Source organism: Monashia sp. HAY1-2A, assembly GCF_056755315.1.
This window is the reverse complement of sequence record NZ_JBNDHY010000001.1, coordinates 64154-79849: the sequence shown is the minus strand read 5'-3', so window position 1 is coordinate 79849 and position 15696 is coordinate 64154. Positions and strand designations below refer to the sequence as shown.

General features: G+C 70.6%; 14 protein-coding genes. 11 read left to right on the top strand and 3 right to left on the bottom strand.

The window, feature by feature from the left end; translation table 11 throughout:
• The 4 genes from ACPYOM_RS00390 to ACPYOM_RS00375 form a co-directional block, all read left to right on the top strand.
• Positions 1 to 515, top strand: a 515-nt coding sequence (locus ACPYOM_RS00390) for a CBS domain-containing protein (RefSeq protein WP_481344453.1), incomplete at its 5' end; no start/stop codon positions are given.
• A gap of 259 nt (positions 516 to 774) precedes the next feature.
• Positions 775 to 2769: a S53 family peptidase gene (locus tag ACPYOM_RS00385; RefSeq protein WP_481344452.1), complete on the top strand. Its 1995-nt coding sequence runs from the start codon at positions 775 to 777 to the stop codon at positions 2767 to 2769.
• 99 nt (positions 2770 to 2868) lie between these two features.
• Complete coding sequence (locus ACPYOM_RS00380) at positions 2869 to 3423, top strand: gluconokinase (RefSeq protein ID WP_481341820.1); 555 nt, start codon at positions 2869 to 2871, stop codon at positions 3421 to 3423.
• Positions 3420 to 5018: a GntP family permease gene (locus ACPYOM_RS00375; RefSeq protein ID WP_481344451.1), complete on the top strand. Its 1599-nt coding sequence runs from the start codon at positions 3420 to 3422 to the stop codon at positions 5016 to 5018. Before ACPYOM_RS00380 ends, ACPYOM_RS00375 begins: the two co-directional genes overlap by 4 nt.
• Before the next feature lie 16 nt (positions 5019 to 5034).
• Here the strand turns inward: ACPYOM_RS00375 and ACPYOM_RS00370 are convergent, their stop codons facing one another.
• A complete protein-coding gene (locus ACPYOM_RS00370) occupies positions 5035 to 5724 on the bottom strand; it encodes a DUF981 family protein (protein ID WP_481341822.1) in 690 nt (229 codons plus the stop codon).
• 144 nt (positions 5725 to 5868) lie between these two features.
• Positions 5869 to 6033, bottom strand: coding sequence for a hypothetical protein (locus tag ACPYOM_RS00365; protein ID WP_481341823.1), 165 nt, complete (start codon positions 6031 to 6033; stop codon positions 5869 to 5871).
• Positions 6034 to 6126: 93 nt separating this feature from the next.
• On the opposite strand from ACPYOM_RS00365, the gene ACPYOM_RS00360 reads away from it, so the two are divergent.
• The 7 genes from ACPYOM_RS00360 to ACPYOM_RS00330 all read left to right on the top strand — a co-directional run bounded on the left by ACPYOM_RS00360 (position 6127) and on the right by ACPYOM_RS00330 (position 13874).
• Positions 6127 to 6699: a TetR/AcrR family transcriptional regulator gene (locus tag ACPYOM_RS00360; RefSeq protein ID WP_481344450.1), complete on the top strand. Its 573-nt coding sequence runs from the start codon at positions 6127 to 6129 to the stop codon at positions 6697 to 6699.
• Between the two features lie 109 nt (positions 6700 to 6808).
• Positions 6809 to 7813, top strand: coding sequence for a LacI family DNA-binding transcriptional regulator (locus ACPYOM_RS00355; protein ID WP_481341825.1), 1005 nt, complete (start codon positions 6809 to 6811; stop codon positions 7811 to 7813).
• 89 nt (positions 7814 to 7902) lie between these two features.
• Positions 7903 to 9168 (top strand): sugar ABC transporter substrate-binding protein, encoded by a 1266-nt coding sequence (locus tag ACPYOM_RS00350; protein ID WP_481341826.1) that lies wholly within the window; start codon positions 7903 to 7905, stop codon positions 9166 to 9168.
• A gap of 61 nt (positions 9169 to 9229) precedes the next feature.
• Positions 9230 to 10201, top strand: coding sequence for a carbohydrate ABC transporter permease (locus ACPYOM_RS00345; RefSeq protein WP_481341827.1), 972 nt, complete (start codon positions 9230 to 9232; stop codon positions 10199 to 10201).
• Position 10202: 1 nt separating this feature from the next.
• Positions 10203 to 11021 (top strand): carbohydrate ABC transporter permease, encoded by an 819-nt coding sequence (locus ACPYOM_RS00340; RefSeq protein WP_481341828.1) that lies wholly within the window; start codon positions 10203 to 10205, stop codon positions 11019 to 11021.
• A gap of 14 nt (positions 11022 to 11035) precedes the next feature.
• Positions 11036 to 12796, top strand: coding sequence for an amylo-alpha-1,6-glucosidase (locus tag ACPYOM_RS00335; RefSeq protein WP_481344449.1), 1761 nt, complete (start codon positions 11036 to 11038; stop codon positions 12794 to 12796).
• A 151-nt stretch (positions 12797 to 12947) separates the two neighbouring features.
• Positions 12948 to 13874, top strand: coding sequence for a mechanosensitive ion channel family protein (locus tag ACPYOM_RS00330; protein WP_481344448.1), 927 nt, complete (start codon positions 12948 to 12950; stop codon positions 13872 to 13874).
• A 605-nt stretch (positions 13875 to 14479) separates the two neighbouring features.
• On the opposite strand, the gene serA is transcribed toward ACPYOM_RS00330, so the two are convergent.
• Complete coding sequence (gene serA, locus ACPYOM_RS00325) at positions 14480 to 15688, bottom strand: phosphoglycerate dehydrogenase (protein WP_481341831.1); 1209 nt, start codon at positions 15686 to 15688, stop codon at positions 14480 to 14482.
• Between the last annotated feature and the right edge of the window lie 8 nt (positions 15689 to 15696).

The following is a 15696-nucleotide window of genomic DNA, read 5'->3' as shown; positions in this document are numbered from 1 at the left end:
TCCGTCGTCGGCAGCGTCAGATGTGTATAAGAGACAGTCGGTGCACCGCGCACTCGGGCACCGGGCTGAGTCCGAACTGGTTCCGAAGGAGGACGCCTGTGACTACAGCACGCGAAGCAATGACCGCCGGTGCGGAGTGCATCGGCGAGAACGACACCATCCGTGAGGCCGCCCAGCGACTCAAGGAGCTGCAGGTGGGCTCGCTGCCGATCTGCGGGACCGACGACCGGCTCAAGGGCATGGTCACGGACCGTGACATCGTCATCAAGGTCGTCGCAGAGGGACTCGACCCCGAGTCGACGACGGCGGGCTCACTCGCCGAGGGCAAGCCCGTGACCATCGGTGCGGACGACTCCCTGGAAGAGGCGCTGCGCACCATGAGCGAGCACCGGGTGCGGCGCCTCCCGGTGATCGACGGCCATCAGCTGGTCGGCATGCTCAGCCAGGCCGACCTGGCGCGGGCACTGCCCGACGATGCGGCCGGCGACCTCGTCAAGGCCATCTCGGAGGGCTGAGACGCCGGTCGCGACGACGCTCGGCGTCGCGACCGGCACCGGCGGTGGGCCTGGGCAGCACGACGGCGCCCCCACCGCCGGTGCCGTCGCGCGCCGGCGTCCGCGTCGACCATCGCCCGTCGGGCCCTGACGGCGTTGCGGGCGGTGGTCCCGTTCGCGCAGGGCTTGTCAACGGGCTCGGCAGGGGAGTCCACTGAGATCGCATCTCCACGTGGTCGTGAAGCAGTCCGCGGCCCTGGGTTCCGACAAAGGAGCACACGTGCGATCGCTTCGAAGGATCCCGCTCGTCGGGGTGGCGGTGGCCGCCCTGGTGACGAGCGCCGGCATCGTCTCCTCGGCGGCCGGCACCAGCGGTGGGAGCACCGCGCTGCCCGGCAGCCTGCCGACCTGGGCCTCGGCGGCCCACCGGGTCGGCCCGGCCAGTGGTTCACAGCGGGTAGGTTTCCGCGTCTACCTGCGCAACCACGACGCCGCGGGCGCCATGGCGTACGCCCGTGCCGTCTCGACCAAGGGCAGCGCGCTCTACGGCAAGTTCCTCACTCCCGCCCAGTTCCGTGCCAGGTTCAGCCCGACGGACGCCGACGTCGCGCGGGTCGAGTCGTGGCTGCGCAGCCAGGGCTTCACGGTCGGCGTCGTCCCCGACAACAACAAGTACGTCGAGGCGGTCGGCACGGTCGCGGCGGCGTCGACGGCGTTCCACACCTCCTTCGCGACGTTCCGCTACAAGGGCCAGACGATGCGGTCGAATACGTCCGCCCTGTCGGTGCCCTCCGCGCTGAGCTCGATCCAGGGAGTGATCGGGCTGGACGAGTCGGCCAACCTCGTCCACACCGACGCATCGCCGCCCGCGGGGTTCCGCAACGCCCCGCCGTGCTCGCAGTACTGGGGCCAGAAGACGATCTCGAACACACCCACCCCCGACGGCACGGTGCTGACGCCCGGCCCGTGGTCGGACAACGCGGCCGGCACCGTGACGGCCCACTCCGTCACGGCCTTCGCCCCGTGCGGGTACGCCGGTACCCAGCTGCAGGGCGCGTACGGCCTGACCGGGGCGATCCGCTCGGGCAACGACGGGACGGGCGTGACCGTGGCCGTCATCGACGCCTACGCCTCGCCGACCGTCGTCAACGACGTGACCGAGTACTCACGCCGGCACGGTCTCCCGCCGATCGCCGGGCACTTCAGCCAGGTCGTCGCACCGGGCACCTTCGTCCGCCCGCAGAACCCCCGACAGGACCCGGAGGGCTGGAGCGGCGAAGAGACCCTGGACATCGAGGCCGTGCACACCATGGCCCCGGGTGCAGACATCGTCTACGTGGGCTCGCCGAACAACTACCGCGACCTCGACGCCGTCATGAACAGGGTGGTCGACCGGCACCTGGCCGACATCGTCACCAACTCCTACGGGTACGCCGGCGAGGCGCTGCCTCCCGGCTACGTCAAGCCGCAGGAGGACACGTACATCCAGGCGGCAGCGGAGGGCATCAGCCTGTTCTTCTCCTCGGGCGACAGCGGCGACGAGACCTTCGGCGACGCCTCCGCCACGCCGAGCCCCGACTGGCCGGCGTCGAGCCCGTGGGTCACCGCGGTCGGCGGGACCTCGATGGGCGTGACGCAGGCCGACACCCGCCTGTTCGAGCTCGGCTGGCAGACGGGAACCAGCACGTGGAGCAGGACGGCGTCGTCGTGGGGACCGCTGTCCTACCTCTACGGTGGCGGCGGCGGGACCAGCCGGCTGTTCGCCCAGCCGTGGTACCAGCAGGGCGTCGTGCCGAACAGCATCGCGACCTACCACGGGACCGCCCCGGCGGCCCGCGTCGTACCGGACGTCTCGGCGCTCGGTGACCCGAACACCGGGATGCTCGTCGGGCAGACCCAGCGGTTCTCCGACGGCACCTACTACGACGAGTACCGGATCGGGGGCACGAGCCTGTCCTCGCCGCTGTACGCGGGCATGTTCGCCCTGGCCGTCCAGAACCACGGCAGCTACGGGCTGGCTAACCCGGCGCTGTACGCGGCCCGCACCGTGTCGTACGACGTGACGAAGAGCCTCCGCTCGACGTACCCGGGAGCCATCCGGGTCAACTTCGTCAACTCCGAGAACGGCACCGACGGATACACCTACATCACCCGCACCTTCGACTGGGACGAGCCGCTGACGATCCACGTCAGGCCCGGCTACGACGACGTCACCGGTGTCGGGTCACCTGCCGGAACCGCCTGGTTGAGCGCGGTCAGCGGCTACGGAGGCTGAGCCTGCGACCGGGTCACCCGGTCGCCCTCGGAGGGTCCGCCGCTCAACCCGAGCGGCGGACCCGCCCTCCGGCCGGGAAGTCGGGCTAGGTTCGTGAGCATGGTCGACGAAGCTGCGGCCGTGAGGCCGACCACCGTTCCCGATGTCGTCATCGTCATGGGGGTGTCCGGCAGTGGCAAGACGACGGTTGCCAAGGGCATCTCCACCGTCATGGGGTGGGAGTTCGCCGAGGGGGACGCGTTCCACTCGGAGGCAAACGTCGCGAAGATGCGGAGCGGGCAGGCGCTCACGGATGCGGACCGCTGGCCCTGGCTCGAGTCGATCGGCAGCTGGATCAGCGCCAAGGAGGCGGCGGGAGAGTCGGCCGTCGTGACCTGCTCGGCGCTGCGCCGCGCCTACCGCGACCTCCTGCGTCGCGACCGCCCGCACGTGCGCTTCCTGCATGTCACCGCCGCCCCGGACGTCATTCGCGACCGCATGGAGCATCGTGCGGGGCACTACATGCCGGCCTCACTCCTGCCCAGCCAGATCGCGACGCTCGAACCGTTGGACGACGACGAACCGGGTACCACGGTGACGAACGAGGGCACCGCAGCCCAGGTGCTCGCCCGAGCCCTGTCCGCCCTCGGTCTGCGAAAGGACACCACGGCATGATCCTGCACCCGACTACTGCACCCCAGTCCTTCGTCCTCGCCCTGCCGGCGGATCCCCCGAAGGTGCCCTACGCGGGTGACGGGCAGCTCGTCGCCGCCTGCATCCTCGGCATCCTCGCCGTCGTCCTGCTCATCACCGTCGCCAAGGTCCACCCCTTCCTGTCGCTCATGCTCGGCTCGGCCGTCCTCGGCGCCGTGGCGACCATGCCGCCGGGCGACATCGTCGCGAGCTTCCTCGACGGCTTCGGCAGCACGGCGGGCTCCGTAGGCGTCCTCATCGCCCTCGGGGCCATGATCGGCAAGCTGCTCGAGGACTCCGGCGGTGCCAACCGCATCGTGTCGACCATGGTGGGCCGCGTCGGGCCCGGGCGGCTGCCGTGGGTCATGGCGGCGATCGCAGCGATCCTCGGCCTCCCGCTGTTCTTCGAGGTCGGGGTCGTCCTCCTCGTCCCGGTCATCATCCTCGTGGCCCGCCGGACCGGCCTGTCCCTGATGCGCATCGGCATCCCCGCCCTCGCCGGACTGTCCGTCCTGCACGGTCTGGTGCCACCGCACCCGGGACCGCTGACGGCGATCGGCCTCCTGAACGCCGACCTCGGCCGAACCCTGCTCTACGGCATCATCATCGCCATCCCGACGGTCATCGTCGCGGGGCCCGTGCTCGCCCGCTACGTGGATCGCTGGGTCCCCAAGTTCGTCGACACCGAGACGCGAGTTCCAGTGACGGTCGCGAGCGGCGCCGGGGCCGCGGGGGTCCGGGATCGGCGCGAGCCCGAGGGCGTCCGGGCCGGCGGGGATCCCGCACGGCCGGGCCCCCAGGCGGCACGAGGCGCGCCGGGCAACGAGGATGCCGCGCGCACGGCCCGGCGGACCGGGCCCGTCGCCACGTTCGACGACCTCGAGGCCCCCTTGGCGCCGGGCCGGCGACGGGTGTCCTTCGGCGCCGCCATCGTCGGCATCACCCTGCCTGTGGCGCTCATGCTCATCGACGCCATCACCAAGCTCCTCGTGACCGACGCGAAGAGCGGTGTCCGCAAGGTCGTCGACTTCTTCGGCACCCCCACCGTCGCCCTCCTCATCGCGGTCCTGTTCTGCTACCTGGCGCTGGGCCTGCGCTCCGGCATGACGAAGGAGGAGGCCAGCGGGTCGGTGGGCGCGAGCCTCCCGCCGATCGCAGCGATCATCCTCATCGTCGCCGCCGGTGGCGGCTTCAAGCAGACGCTCATCGACGCCGGCGTCGGCAACGTCATCAAGGACTGGGCCACCGGGGTCAACATCTCCGTGCTCCTGCTCGGCTGGCTCGTCGCCGTGCTCATCCGGCTCGGCACCGGGTCGGCCACGGTGGCGACCATCACCGCGGCGGGGATCGTCGGCCCGCTCGCGTCCACGCTCAGCACCAGCCACCTGGCCCTCCTCGTCCTCGCCATCGGGTGCGGCTCGCTGTTCTTCAGCCATGTCAACGACGCCGGGTTCTGGCTCGTCAAGGAGTACTTCGGCCTGACGGTGGGGGAGACGATCAAGTCGTGGTCCGTGATGGAGACCGTCATCTCGGTCGTCGGCTTTGCGCTGGTCATGGTGCTGAGCATCGTCGTGTAGCTCCCATGCCTCGGGCTCACCACAGGTGCGAGGTCCCGTGGGCGATGTTGTAGTACATGCCGATGTGCGTGTAGAAGTTCATCGCGCCGAACAGGAGGAAGACCGCGCCACCCACGAACCAGGAGCGAACGGCCCAGAGCAGCAAGGCTGCTCGGTCGGTGAGCTGGGCGACGGCGAACAGCAGCGCACCGATCGCGACGATGCCCCACAGGCCGCCGAGGAACAGCGCCTCGAGAAGCGGCAGGTGGCCGACGCGTCCACTGATCGGCTCCTCCGGCGGAGCGGCGCCGAGCTGGAAGCGGACGAAGGTGATGGCCAGCACGCCCATCGCCAGGCCGAGCGCGCCCACGAAGACGGCGACCGGCTTCAGGGCCCGCAGGGCCGCCGTGCCCGCCGCATCCGCATCGCCTGCGAACAGCGTCCGGTGACGCCACAGGTAGACGGCCGCGAACAGGAGCAGGGCACCGAAACCAGCCGCGGGCTGGCCGAAGGCGATGTTGGCGTACTCGAAACCGTCACCGCCGAACGGCCAGGTCACGGTGGTGTGCAGCCCGAGCACGAGAAGGAGCAGTCCCGTGACGCCGAAGAAGGCGGCCCACCCCTCGCTGTCGATGCGCTTGCCGCGGATGAGATGGACCAGGAACCAGGCGAAACCCAGTAGCCCGGCTCCGGCGCTGATGGCGACCAGCTCGTTGTAGACGATCATGTCGTCCGTCCTCCTGTCTTCGACGGACGGGGACTCGGCCGTCTGTCGTTGCGTTGTCTGTCGTGGTGTCTTCTGCGTTGCAATTCCTGTTGGGGCGGTTGGGTGCCCGCGGTGCGGGCACCTCTGTGGCCGAGCGCAACTCGGTCAGCGACGGTGTGCATGCGTCTCCGCCCGGGCCGCGCGACGGTCCGCCTCGACCCGCTGCACGGGGGGATCGTCGCGGGTCGCGTCGATGACGCCGACGACGAACCAGGCGACGACGAAGACGATGGCGATGACGGCCGGGACGAGTGCCTCGCCGGGGGTCATGATGGGCTCCTTCCTGGTGAGGACGTCCCTCACCATTATCGCTACAGTAGGTGTAGCGATAATGGTCTCTCATTTGTTCCCGGAAGGAGCGGCATGACGCCTGCACGCGGTCGACCCCGCGACCCGAACACGGACCGCCGGATCGCCGGGGCCGCCCTGGAGCTGCTGCAGGAGCAGGGGCCCGATGGTGTCCACATCGACGCCGTCGCGTCCCGGTCCGGTGTCGCCCGCACCACCGTCTACCGGCGGTACGAGAACCGGGAGGCGCTCATGGGGGCGACCCTCGCCCTGCTGGGCGACGCGCCCGTGCCGGCGCCGGACCTGCCCGTCGAGGCGAAGGTGCGCTGGGTCCTCGAGCAGGCGCTCGACCTCGTGGAGAGGCAGCTCGGCCGCGGGGCGGTCGCGTCCGTGCTCGCCGACTCGGACCCGGCGTTCAGCGCGGCGCTGCGAGCCCTCCTCGTGGCCCGGCTGGAGTCACTCCAGGTCGAGATCGACGCGGACATCGCGGCCGGCCGGATCCGACCCGGCACCGACGGCGAGGCGCTCGCCGGCCTCGCCTTCGGTGCCTACCTCGGGGAGCTGCTGCAGCACGGCCGGGCTCGGCGCGGGTGGGCCGACCGCGTGGTCGACCTGTTGATGCAGGGCCTTCGTCCGCCGTCCGCCTGACCGCCGCGGCCTCCGGCCGGCGCGGTGAACTTCTGCGGATGCCCTCTTGACGGCGGCTGCACCGGGGTCGACACTGTGTCGAACCGGTTCGACAGAAAGCGAGAGGTGAATGACGACCATCGGGGACGTAGCCCGGCACGCGGGTGTCTCGCGCAGCACGGTCTCGTACGCCTTGTCCGGCAAGCGGACCATCTCGCCCGACACGCGCCAGCGGATCGAGCAGGCGATCACGGAGCTCGGGTTCACGGTGAACGCCGGGGCCCGCGCGCTCGCGACGTCGCAGACGATGGTGCTCGGGCTGCTCCTGCAGTTCCACCAGGACGAGTTCGCCCCGGCGATGCTGCAGTACATCCTGCCGATCTCCACCCGGGCTCGCGAGCTCGGCTACGACATCCTCATGGTCACCGACCCGGACGGTGAGTCGGCCATCCACCGGATCGCCGACTCCAACATGGTCGACGGCATCGTCCTGCTCGACGTCACGGCCGCCGACCCGCGGCTACCGGCGCTGCGCTCGGTGGCGAAGCCGAGCGCACTGATCGGCCTGCCCCGCGACACCGCTGGTCTGGACGTCATCGACCTCGACTTCGGCGAGGCGGCCCGCATGCTCGTCGACCACCTGCACGAGCGCGGTCATCGCGAGCTCATGCTCATCGCGCCTCCGCTCCACGTCGTCGAGCGTGGCGGCACGTACGCCTGGCGCTTCCGCGATGCGGCCGTCGAGCGGGCGGCCCGCTACGGCCAGCAGATCCACGTGTACCACGGCGAGTCCCGGGGTCCGGCGATCGCCAGCACCGTCAACGGCATCCTCGACGCGCACCCCGGCGCGACAGGGCTCATCGTCCACAACGACGCCACGATCGCCGCCTTGCCGGCCATCCTGCGTGACCGTGGGGTGCGCGTCCCGGAGGACCTCAGCGTCGTCAGCCTGTACTCGCGCGACTTCGGCGAGGAGTTCTCCCTCCCGTTCACGGCTGTCGAGTCGGCCGCCGCCGAGCTCGGCAACAGGGCCGTCTCGCAGCTCATCGCCCGGATCACGAACGCACCGGAGGCGGGCCCGCCCATCGTCCGGTTCGTCGCCCCGGTCCTGCGCGACCGCGGCAGCACCCGCTAGGCGGCCTCCATCGCCGACCCCTTGCCGGTGACGTCGGTATCGAACCGGTTCACCACCACTCCAACCACAAAGATGTGAAAGGACAGCACATGCGCACCACACCACCGGTCCGGCGGACGTCAGGCATCCTCCTCGCGACAGCCGTGGCCGCGTCCCTCGCGGCCTGCGGCGGTTCGGCGGGCTCAGCCTCCCCCTCCGGCGGGCCTTCCGCGGCGGTCACGACGATCGGCTTCTGGGACCCCTACCCCCAGTACGACGACACCTCGGACTGGGCCAAGTACGTCCAGGCGTGTGCGCCGGCGGGCGCCACCATCAAGCGGACCGCTGCCCCCAACACCGACCTCATCAACAACCTGACCACGGCCGTCCGCGAGGACCACGCCCCCGACGTCGTGTTCCTCGACAACCCGGCGGTCCCCGAGGCGTCGGCCTCCGGGCTGCTCGTCCCGATCGACCAGGTCGGCATCACGGCGACGGACGCCGACGCCAACCTCGCCGGGCCGGGCACGGTCGACGGCAAGACCTACGGTGTGCCGATCGGGGCCAACACGCTCGGGCTCTACTACAACAAGGCCGTCCTCAAGGACGCAGGCGTCGACCCGACGAGCATCACGGACTGGCCCAGCCTCAACGCCGCGCTGCAGAAGGTCACGGCCGCGGGACACAAGGGCATCACCTTCGCCGGGCTGCCCGGCGAGGAGGGCACGTTCCAGTTCCTGCCGTGGTTCTGGGGGGCCGGCGCGAACCTCAAGGACGTGGGCTCGGCGCAGGCCACGCAGGCCGGCCAGCTCGTCTCGGACTGGGTCGCCAAGGGCTACGCCCCGAAGTCGGCCACCACCGACAACCAGTCGGCGTCGTGGGACCTGTTCCTCACCGGCGACTACGGTTTCGCGGAGAACGGCTCGTGGTTCGCGGCGGCGGCCGCGAAGCAGAAGTTCCCCATCGCGATGATGCCGATCCCCGGCAAGGGCGGTCAGGCGGCGCCCGTCCCGACCGGGGGCGAGTTCGGTGTCGTGCCGCTGCACAAGGACAACAGCTCGGGCCACTACGCCGCCGCCAAGCACGTCATCAGCTGCCTCCTGGGCGCGGACCAGCAGATCAAGACCGACAACATGCTGGGCTACTTCACTGCCAGCAAGGCCACGCGCGAGAAGCAGATCGCGTCCACACCGGTCTACAAGCCGTGGGCCGACGCGATCAACAGCGCCCAGGGCCGCACGACCGACCTCGGGACGGACTACCTCAAGACGTCGGCGGCGCTGTCAGAAGCGGAGCAGACCGCCCTCAACGCCGCCGGCGACTCGGCCAAGGTGGCCGAGGCCTTCAAGACCGCCGCCCAGGCGGCGCAGGGCTGAACCCGCCACGGGGTGGGCGGCAGCGTCCGCCCACCCCGAGCACCAGCAGCAGGAGTTCCCCATGAGCCAGCACACCGCGACACCCATCCAGCAGGTCGGACAACGGGCCACGCCGACAGCCGACCGCACCGCATCGCGCCCCCGAGGGCGCCAACGGCGCCGGCAGCGGGTCGCCGGGATGCTCTTCGTCGCCCCCATCGTCATCTACCTGGTGGTCTTCTACGCCTACCCCCTCGTCGTCAACGTCTCGATGAGCCTGCGGCGCTTCACCCGGGCGACGTACGTCACGGGCGAAGCGCCCTTCGCGGGGCTGGACATCTACAAGCAGGTCATCGGCTCGCCGCACTTCTGGCCGACGGTGCAGCACACCGCCGTCTTCGTCGTCGTCTCGCTCGTCTTCCAGTACGCGATCGGCCTGGCGCTGGCCACCTTCTTCTACCGCAGCTTCCCGCTCTCGACCGTTCTGCGTGGCCTGTTCCTCGTGCCGTGGCTGCTGCCGATCATCGTCTCGGCCACGACGTGGCAGTGGATGATGGACGCCGACTCGGGGATCCTCAACCGCCTGCTCGGGGTGGTCGGCATCGACCCGGTCTGGTGGCTCAACGCCGACAACTCGTTGTGGGCGGTGACCCTGGCCAACATCTGGCTCGGCGTGCCCTTCAACCTCGTCATCCTCTACTCCGGGCTGCAGAACATCCCCAAGGACCTGTACGAGGCCGCAGAGCTGGACGGGGCCGGACCCTGGCGGCGGTTCCGCTCGATCACCTTCCCGCTGCTCCGACCGGTCACGGCGATCACCCTGCTGCTCGGGTTCGTCTACACCCTCAAGGTCGTCGACATCATCTGGATCATGACGACCGGCACCGGGTCGTCGCAGACGCTCGCCACCTGGGCGTACGGCATGGCCTTCGGCAAGGGGACGTCGGCCGTCATCCAGTACTCGCAGGCGTCGGTGGTGGGGACGATCCTGCTCCTCACGGCCCTGCTCATGGGTCTGGTCTACCTGGCCGTGCAGCGGCACGAGGAGGCCTGAGGTGCGAACCGTCGACCGCAGGTGGTGGAAGACCGCCATCGGCCTGGTCCTGACCGCCGTGATGCTCTTCCCGCTCTACTGGATGGTCAACGTGTCGTTCACGCAGCGTCAGGCCATCCGGCAGGGCGACCTCGTCCCGCGGGCGTTCACGCTGGACAACTACGCCGTCGTCCTTCGCGACCAGCTTCCCTACCTCGGGACCAGCCTGCTCGTCGGGGTCGGCACGGTGGCGCTGACGCTGGTCATCTCCGCGCCCGCCGCCTACGCCCTGTCGTCCCTGTTCGTCCCCGGGCGTCGCCTCTTCAACTTCGTGCTCATCGTCGCGCAGATGGTCCCGGCCGTCGTCATGGCGCTCGGGTTCTACACCATCTACGTCCAGCTGGGCGTCCTCGACACCGTCCCGGGACTCGTCATCGCCGACTCGACCATCGCGATCCCGTTCGCCGTCATGCTCTTCGAGACGTTCATGGCCGGCATCCCGCGCGAGCTGCTCCAGGCGGCTGCCGTCGACGGGGCGTCGAGCTGGGCGACGTTCCGCCGCGTCGTGCTGCCCATCTCGCGGAACGCGGCCGTCACGGTCTCGCTCTTCGCCTTCCTCTGGGCCTGGTCGGACTTCATCTTCGCCTCCACCCTGAACCGGGAAGGCGGACGGCTGAGGCCGATCACGATGGGCCTCTACGACTACATCGGCTCCCAGAACCAGGAGTGGGGGCCGCTCATGGCGACGGCGGTCGTCGCCTCGATCCCGACCGCAATCCTCCTCGTCGTCGCCCAGCGGTACGTCGCCGCCGGCGTGACGGCGGGAGCCGTCAAGGACTAGGACCAACGATCTCGATGCCCCCCCGCGACTCCACGACCCTCAGCGGCCGCGACCCCCAGCCTTCGGCGCCGGCCGAGGACCTCGGGTTCGACGTCCGGGAGATCCCCTTCTCCCGGCGTGGCAGCTGGCTCAACCTCTCTCCGGTGACGGCCCTGCACCGGACGACCGACACCATCCACCTCGTCTCGCACCGCAACGGGTTCCACGGCGTCCTGGCCCTGAGCCCCGAGGTCGACGGCACGCCCGTCGACGCGGAGTGGGTCGCAGACCCCGCGCGCTTCACCTGGCGGAGCGAGCACGGCACCGTGGACGCGGCCTTCGCCGGGGACGACGTGCTGCGGCTGCGCGGGGTGGGGCTGGCCCTTCGTGTCGCCGACGCCGCGGCGGCACTGACGCCGTTCACGGGCACCTACCTGTTCACCGACCCGAGCGACGGCGCAGCCGTGTTCACCAGCTACGAGACCGGGCACCGCTACCGGGTCCGCGTCCTGCACGGCGCCTGCGACACCGAGGGGGCCGAGGCGCTGGGGACGGCGTCCCGCTCGGTGCTCGTCGGCGCGGACGGCGAGCCCTGGGAGGCCGAGGTGCGGGAGGCGACGTCGCAGCAGACGTCCACCGCCGGCCCGTCGTTCGAGGAGGTGGTGAGCGCCTCGTGGACGGACTTCCGGGAGTACCTCGACGCCGTCGCCCCCTGGCGCGACGAACGGACCCCGGCCGCGGCCCGCGCAGCCTACGTGCTGTGGTCGGCCACCGTGGCGGGCAGCGGGCTGCTCCGCCGGGAGTCCGTGCTCATGTCCAAGCACTGGATGGACAAGCTGTGGAGCTGGGACCACTGCTTCAACGCCCTGGCCCTGGCGCCGGGAGCCGTGGACGCCGCCGTCGACCAGTTCCTCGCACCCTTCGACCACCAGGACACCTGCGGAGCGCTGCCCGACTCCGTCACCCACTCGGAGGTGCTCTACAACTACGTCAAGCCGCCCATCCACGGGTGGGCCCTCCGGCGGCTGCGCGCCCGGAGCGAGCGCGCACTCACCCGCCCCGAGCTCGAGCAGATCCACACGGGCCTGGCCCGGTGGAGCAGCTTCTGGCTGGACCACCGCCGCCGGCCGGGGCACGAGCTGCCCTACTACCAGCACGGCAACGACAGCGGCTGGGACAACGCGACGACCTTCGACGTGGACCGCGTCGTGGAGGCGCCGGACCTCGCTGCCTTCCTCGTCCTCCAGCTCGACGTGCTCGCCGAGCTCTGCGACGAGCTCGGCCACCCGTCCTCGGAGTGGCGGGGCGCTCGTGACCGGCTGCTGGCCGCCCTCCTCGAACAGCTCTGGACCGGAAGGGAGTTCATCGCGCGCGGGGTGCTCTCAGGTCGGGCGAGCACGTCGACCAGCCTGCTCAACCTGCTGCCCCTCGTCCTCGGCCCATACCTGCCGGCAGAGATCCGTGACCGGCTCGCGGCTCGCGTCGAGGAGCACCTCACCGAGCACGGGCTCGCGACGGAGCCGGTGACGTCGGCCCGCTACGAGGACGACGGCTACTGGCGTGGGCCGATCTGGGCGCCGTCGACCGCGCTCATCGAGGACGGACTGCGCGTCAGTGGAATGACCGAGCTGGCCGACACCGTGAGTGCCCGGTTCCGCGCGCTGTGCGAGCGTTCCGGTTTCGCCGAGAACTTCGACGCCCGCAGCGGCGCCGGCCTGCGGGACCGCGCCTACACGTGGACGGCCGCGGTCTACCTGCTGTTCGCCGGCGACCACGTCCGAGGGTCTGCCGCGTGACACGCCCGGGCTCCGGCGCGGTCGTCAGGCGAGACCGACCAGGACCTGCGTACGGCGGACGCCCGCCGGCCTCCCCGTGGCCAGCGGTGCACTCGACGGTGCGATGGGTATGTCGCCCTCGTTCCGTTGGCGACCCGTAGGGAGCACGACCATGACTGACAACGTGAGCTCGACCCTGACGGACCTGTGGCGCTCGATCGTGCTGTTCGCCCCGAAGTTCGTGGCCTTCCTCGTCATCCTGCTCGTCGGCTGGCTCATCGCCAAGGCGATCGGCAAGGCGGTCGACAAGGTGCTCGAGCGGGTCGGCTTCGACCGCGCCGTCGAGCGCGGCGGCATCGAGAAGGCCTTGGCGCGCAGCCGGTACGACGCGTCGACGATCGTCGGCAAGCTCGTCTACTACGCGCTGCTGCTGTTCGTCCTGCAGCTGGCGTTCGGGGTCTTCGGGCCGAACCCGATCAGTGACCTGATCACCGGAGTGATCGCGTTCCTGCCCAAGGCGATCGTGGCGATCATCATCGTCGTGGTGGCCGCGGCCATCGCGGCCGCGGTGCGTGATCTGATCGGAACGGCGCTGGGGGGCCTGTCCTACGGGCGCGTGCTGGCCACCATCGCCAGCGTGTTCATCCTGGGTCTGGGGATCATCGCGGCGCTCAACCAGGTCGGCATCGCCACCACGGTCACGACCCCGGTGCTCATCACGGTGCTCGCCACCATCGGCGGCATCCTCGTCGTCGGCGTCGGTGGTGGGCTGGTGCGCCCGATGCAGTCACGCTGGGAGCAGTACCTGGAGCGGATGTCCCATGAGTCGGGCCGCATCCGTGAGCAGGTGCAGCAGTCGTCGCGTCGCGAGCAGGCCGGCGCGGTCCGCGACCCGTACGACCCGTACGAGGCGCCGGCCGGCGCCGGTGCAGCCGGCTCGTCCTCGTGGTCCTCCACGGTCGACGACGAGGTCCCGCCGCCCACACGCTCGCAGGCGAACGACGACGTGTACCAGGCTCGGCCCGCCGGGGGCTCGGCGCCCGCTGGGGGCTCGACCGAGGTGTACGGCACCGAGGGTGGGTACGATCCCCGGCACTGAAGGCACAAGAACCCTCTCCGGTCGTCGGGGGTGGCGAGAGGTCCGAACGCCGGCAGGTGGGCCGGCGCGTCTGCGGCGGGGAGCGCTCCCGAGCCCACTGTCGTACGTACGGCCCTCGTGACCGTCTCGGCCGTCCACCCTCGCGGTCCTCGAGCCACGGCGCCGGACTCCCGGGACCGTTCCCGCCGTCGCGGTACGGCGGTCTGCGGCTCGGGGGAGGTGGCGCCGGGACGACGCTCTCCTCCGGCCATTCGGCGACGACGATCGCCTCGAACTCGGCCCGGACCAGGTCCGGGTCCGAGCAGACCAGCTCGAGGAACCGGTCCGCGTCGGTCCGAGTGGTGCTGTGGTCACCGACGCCGGAACACGGTGAGGTGGCTCGCAGCAGCATGTCGACACCTCCATCAACGCCTCGACGCTGCGGATGCTCGTTCATCGACCCGATCCCGGGGAGTGGGATCTCTGGTGCGTGGACTAAATCTCATATAGCACTCGGCATCGAGCGGTGGCAAGAGGGCCCCGGAGGTGCTTCGGGGTGGCGCACAGCGCGCCGGCGGGCGCGCCCGGGCGGGTTCGTCACCCGGCCCGGGCGCACGCCCCGCAGGTCATTCCGAGACGCCGTCCCAGGCCTCGAAGTGGACGACCTCGGCGGCCTGACGCAGCGATGTGAGGGTCTCCTCCTTCACCGGCACGTCGGTGTCGGTGACGACATAGCCCAGCTCACCGTGCGTCGCGAGGGACTGCCCGACGATGTTGGCGCCGGCTTCGGCAAGCCGGTTGTTGATCGAGGCGAGCACGCCCGGCACGTTCCGGTGCAGGAGGGCCACCCGGAAGGCACCCTCGCGTGGCGCCGGCGCCACCTGGGGCAGGTTGACCGACAGCGCGGTGGCGCCCGTGGCCAGGTAGCCGGTGAGCTTGCCCGCCACGAACGAGCCGATCTCCTCCTGCGCCTCCTTCGTCGAGCCTCCCACGTGCGGCGTGAGGATGACGTTGTCGAGCCCGCGCAGGGGCGAGTCGAACGGGTCGCCCTGGGCCTTGGGCTCGATCGGGAACACGTCGATCGCCGCGCCGGACAGGTGCCCGCTGAGGATGTGGTCTCGCAGGGCCTGGTCGTCGACCACCATGCCGCGCGAGGCGTTGATGAACACCGAGCCGGGCTTCATCCGGGCGAACTGCTCGGGCCCGAACAGGCCGGCGTTCCCGGGCCGGCCGTCGACGTGGATGCTGACGAAGTCGGACTCCTCGAGCAGCTCGTCGAGAGAGCCCATGCGGCGCGCGTTGCCGTGCGCGAGCCGGTCGGCGGTGTCGAAGAAGACGACGCGCAGGCCGATGGCCTCGGCGACGTTGGACAGCTGCGTGCCGATGTTGCCGTAGCCCACGATGCCGAGCGTGCGGCCACGCGTCTCGTAGGCGCCCTTGGCCGACTTGTCCCAGATCCCGTCGTGCATCCGCTGGGTCTTCTCGGGGAGCCGGCGGGCCAGCGCGAGGATCTCCCCGATGACGAGCTCGACGACGCTGCGCGTGTTGGAGAACGGGGCGTTGAAGACGCCGATGCCGAGCTCGGTCGCCCGCGTCAGGTCGACCTGGTTGGTGCCGATGCAGAAGCAGCCGATCGCGCGCAGGTCGGGGGCCGCGTCGAGGACCGCGCGGGTGACCTTGGTGTTGGACCGGATCCCGAGCACGGCGACCCCCTGCAGGGCCTCGACGAGCTCGGCCTCGTGCAAGGACCCGGGGCGGACCTCGACGTCGAACCCGTGACGGCGGAACGTCTCCGGGGCGACGGGGTGGACGTTCTCCAGCAGCAGTACCTTCACGCTTGTCT

Excerpts from the sequence above, each read along its gene's own strand:
- ACPYOM_RS00380 (WP_481341820.1), top strand. The coding sequence starts at position 2,869 with ATGGTCGACGAAGCTGCGGCCGTGAGGCCGACCACCGTTCCCGATGTC.
- ACPYOM_RS00375 (WP_481344451.1), top strand. The coding sequence starts at position 3,420 with ATGATCCTGCACCCGACTACTGCACCCCAGTCCTTCGTCCTCGCCCTG.
- ACPYOM_RS00370 (WP_481341822.1), bottom strand. The coding sequence starts at position 5,724 with ATGATCGTCTACAACGAGCTGGTCGCCATCAGCGCCGGAGCCGGGCTA.
- ACPYOM_RS00365 (WP_481341823.1), bottom strand. The coding sequence starts at position 6,033 with ATGACCCCCGGCGAGGCACTCGTCCCGGCCGTCATCGCCATCGTCTTC.
- ACPYOM_RS00360 (WP_481344450.1), top strand. The coding sequence starts at position 6,127 with ATGACGCCTGCACGCGGTCGACCCCGCGACCCGAACACGGACCGCCGG.
- ACPYOM_RS00355 (WP_481341825.1), top strand. The coding sequence starts at position 6,809 with ATGACGACCATCGGGGACGTAGCCCGGCACGCGGGTGTCTCGCGCAGC.
- ACPYOM_RS00350 (WP_481341826.1), top strand. The coding sequence starts at position 7,903 with ATGCGCACCACACCACCGGTCCGGCGGACGTCAGGCATCCTCCTCGCG.
- ACPYOM_RS00345 (WP_481341827.1), top strand. The coding sequence starts at position 9,230 with ATGAGCCAGCACACCGCGACACCCATCCAGCAGGTCGGACAACGGGCC.
- ACPYOM_RS00335 (WP_481344449.1), top strand. The coding sequence starts at position 11,036 with ATGCCCCCCCGCGACTCCACGACCCTCAGCGGCCGCGACCCCCAGCCT.
- ACPYOM_RS00330 (WP_481344448.1), top strand. The coding sequence starts at position 12,948 with ATGACTGACAACGTGAGCTCGACCCTGACGGACCTGTGGCGCTCGATC.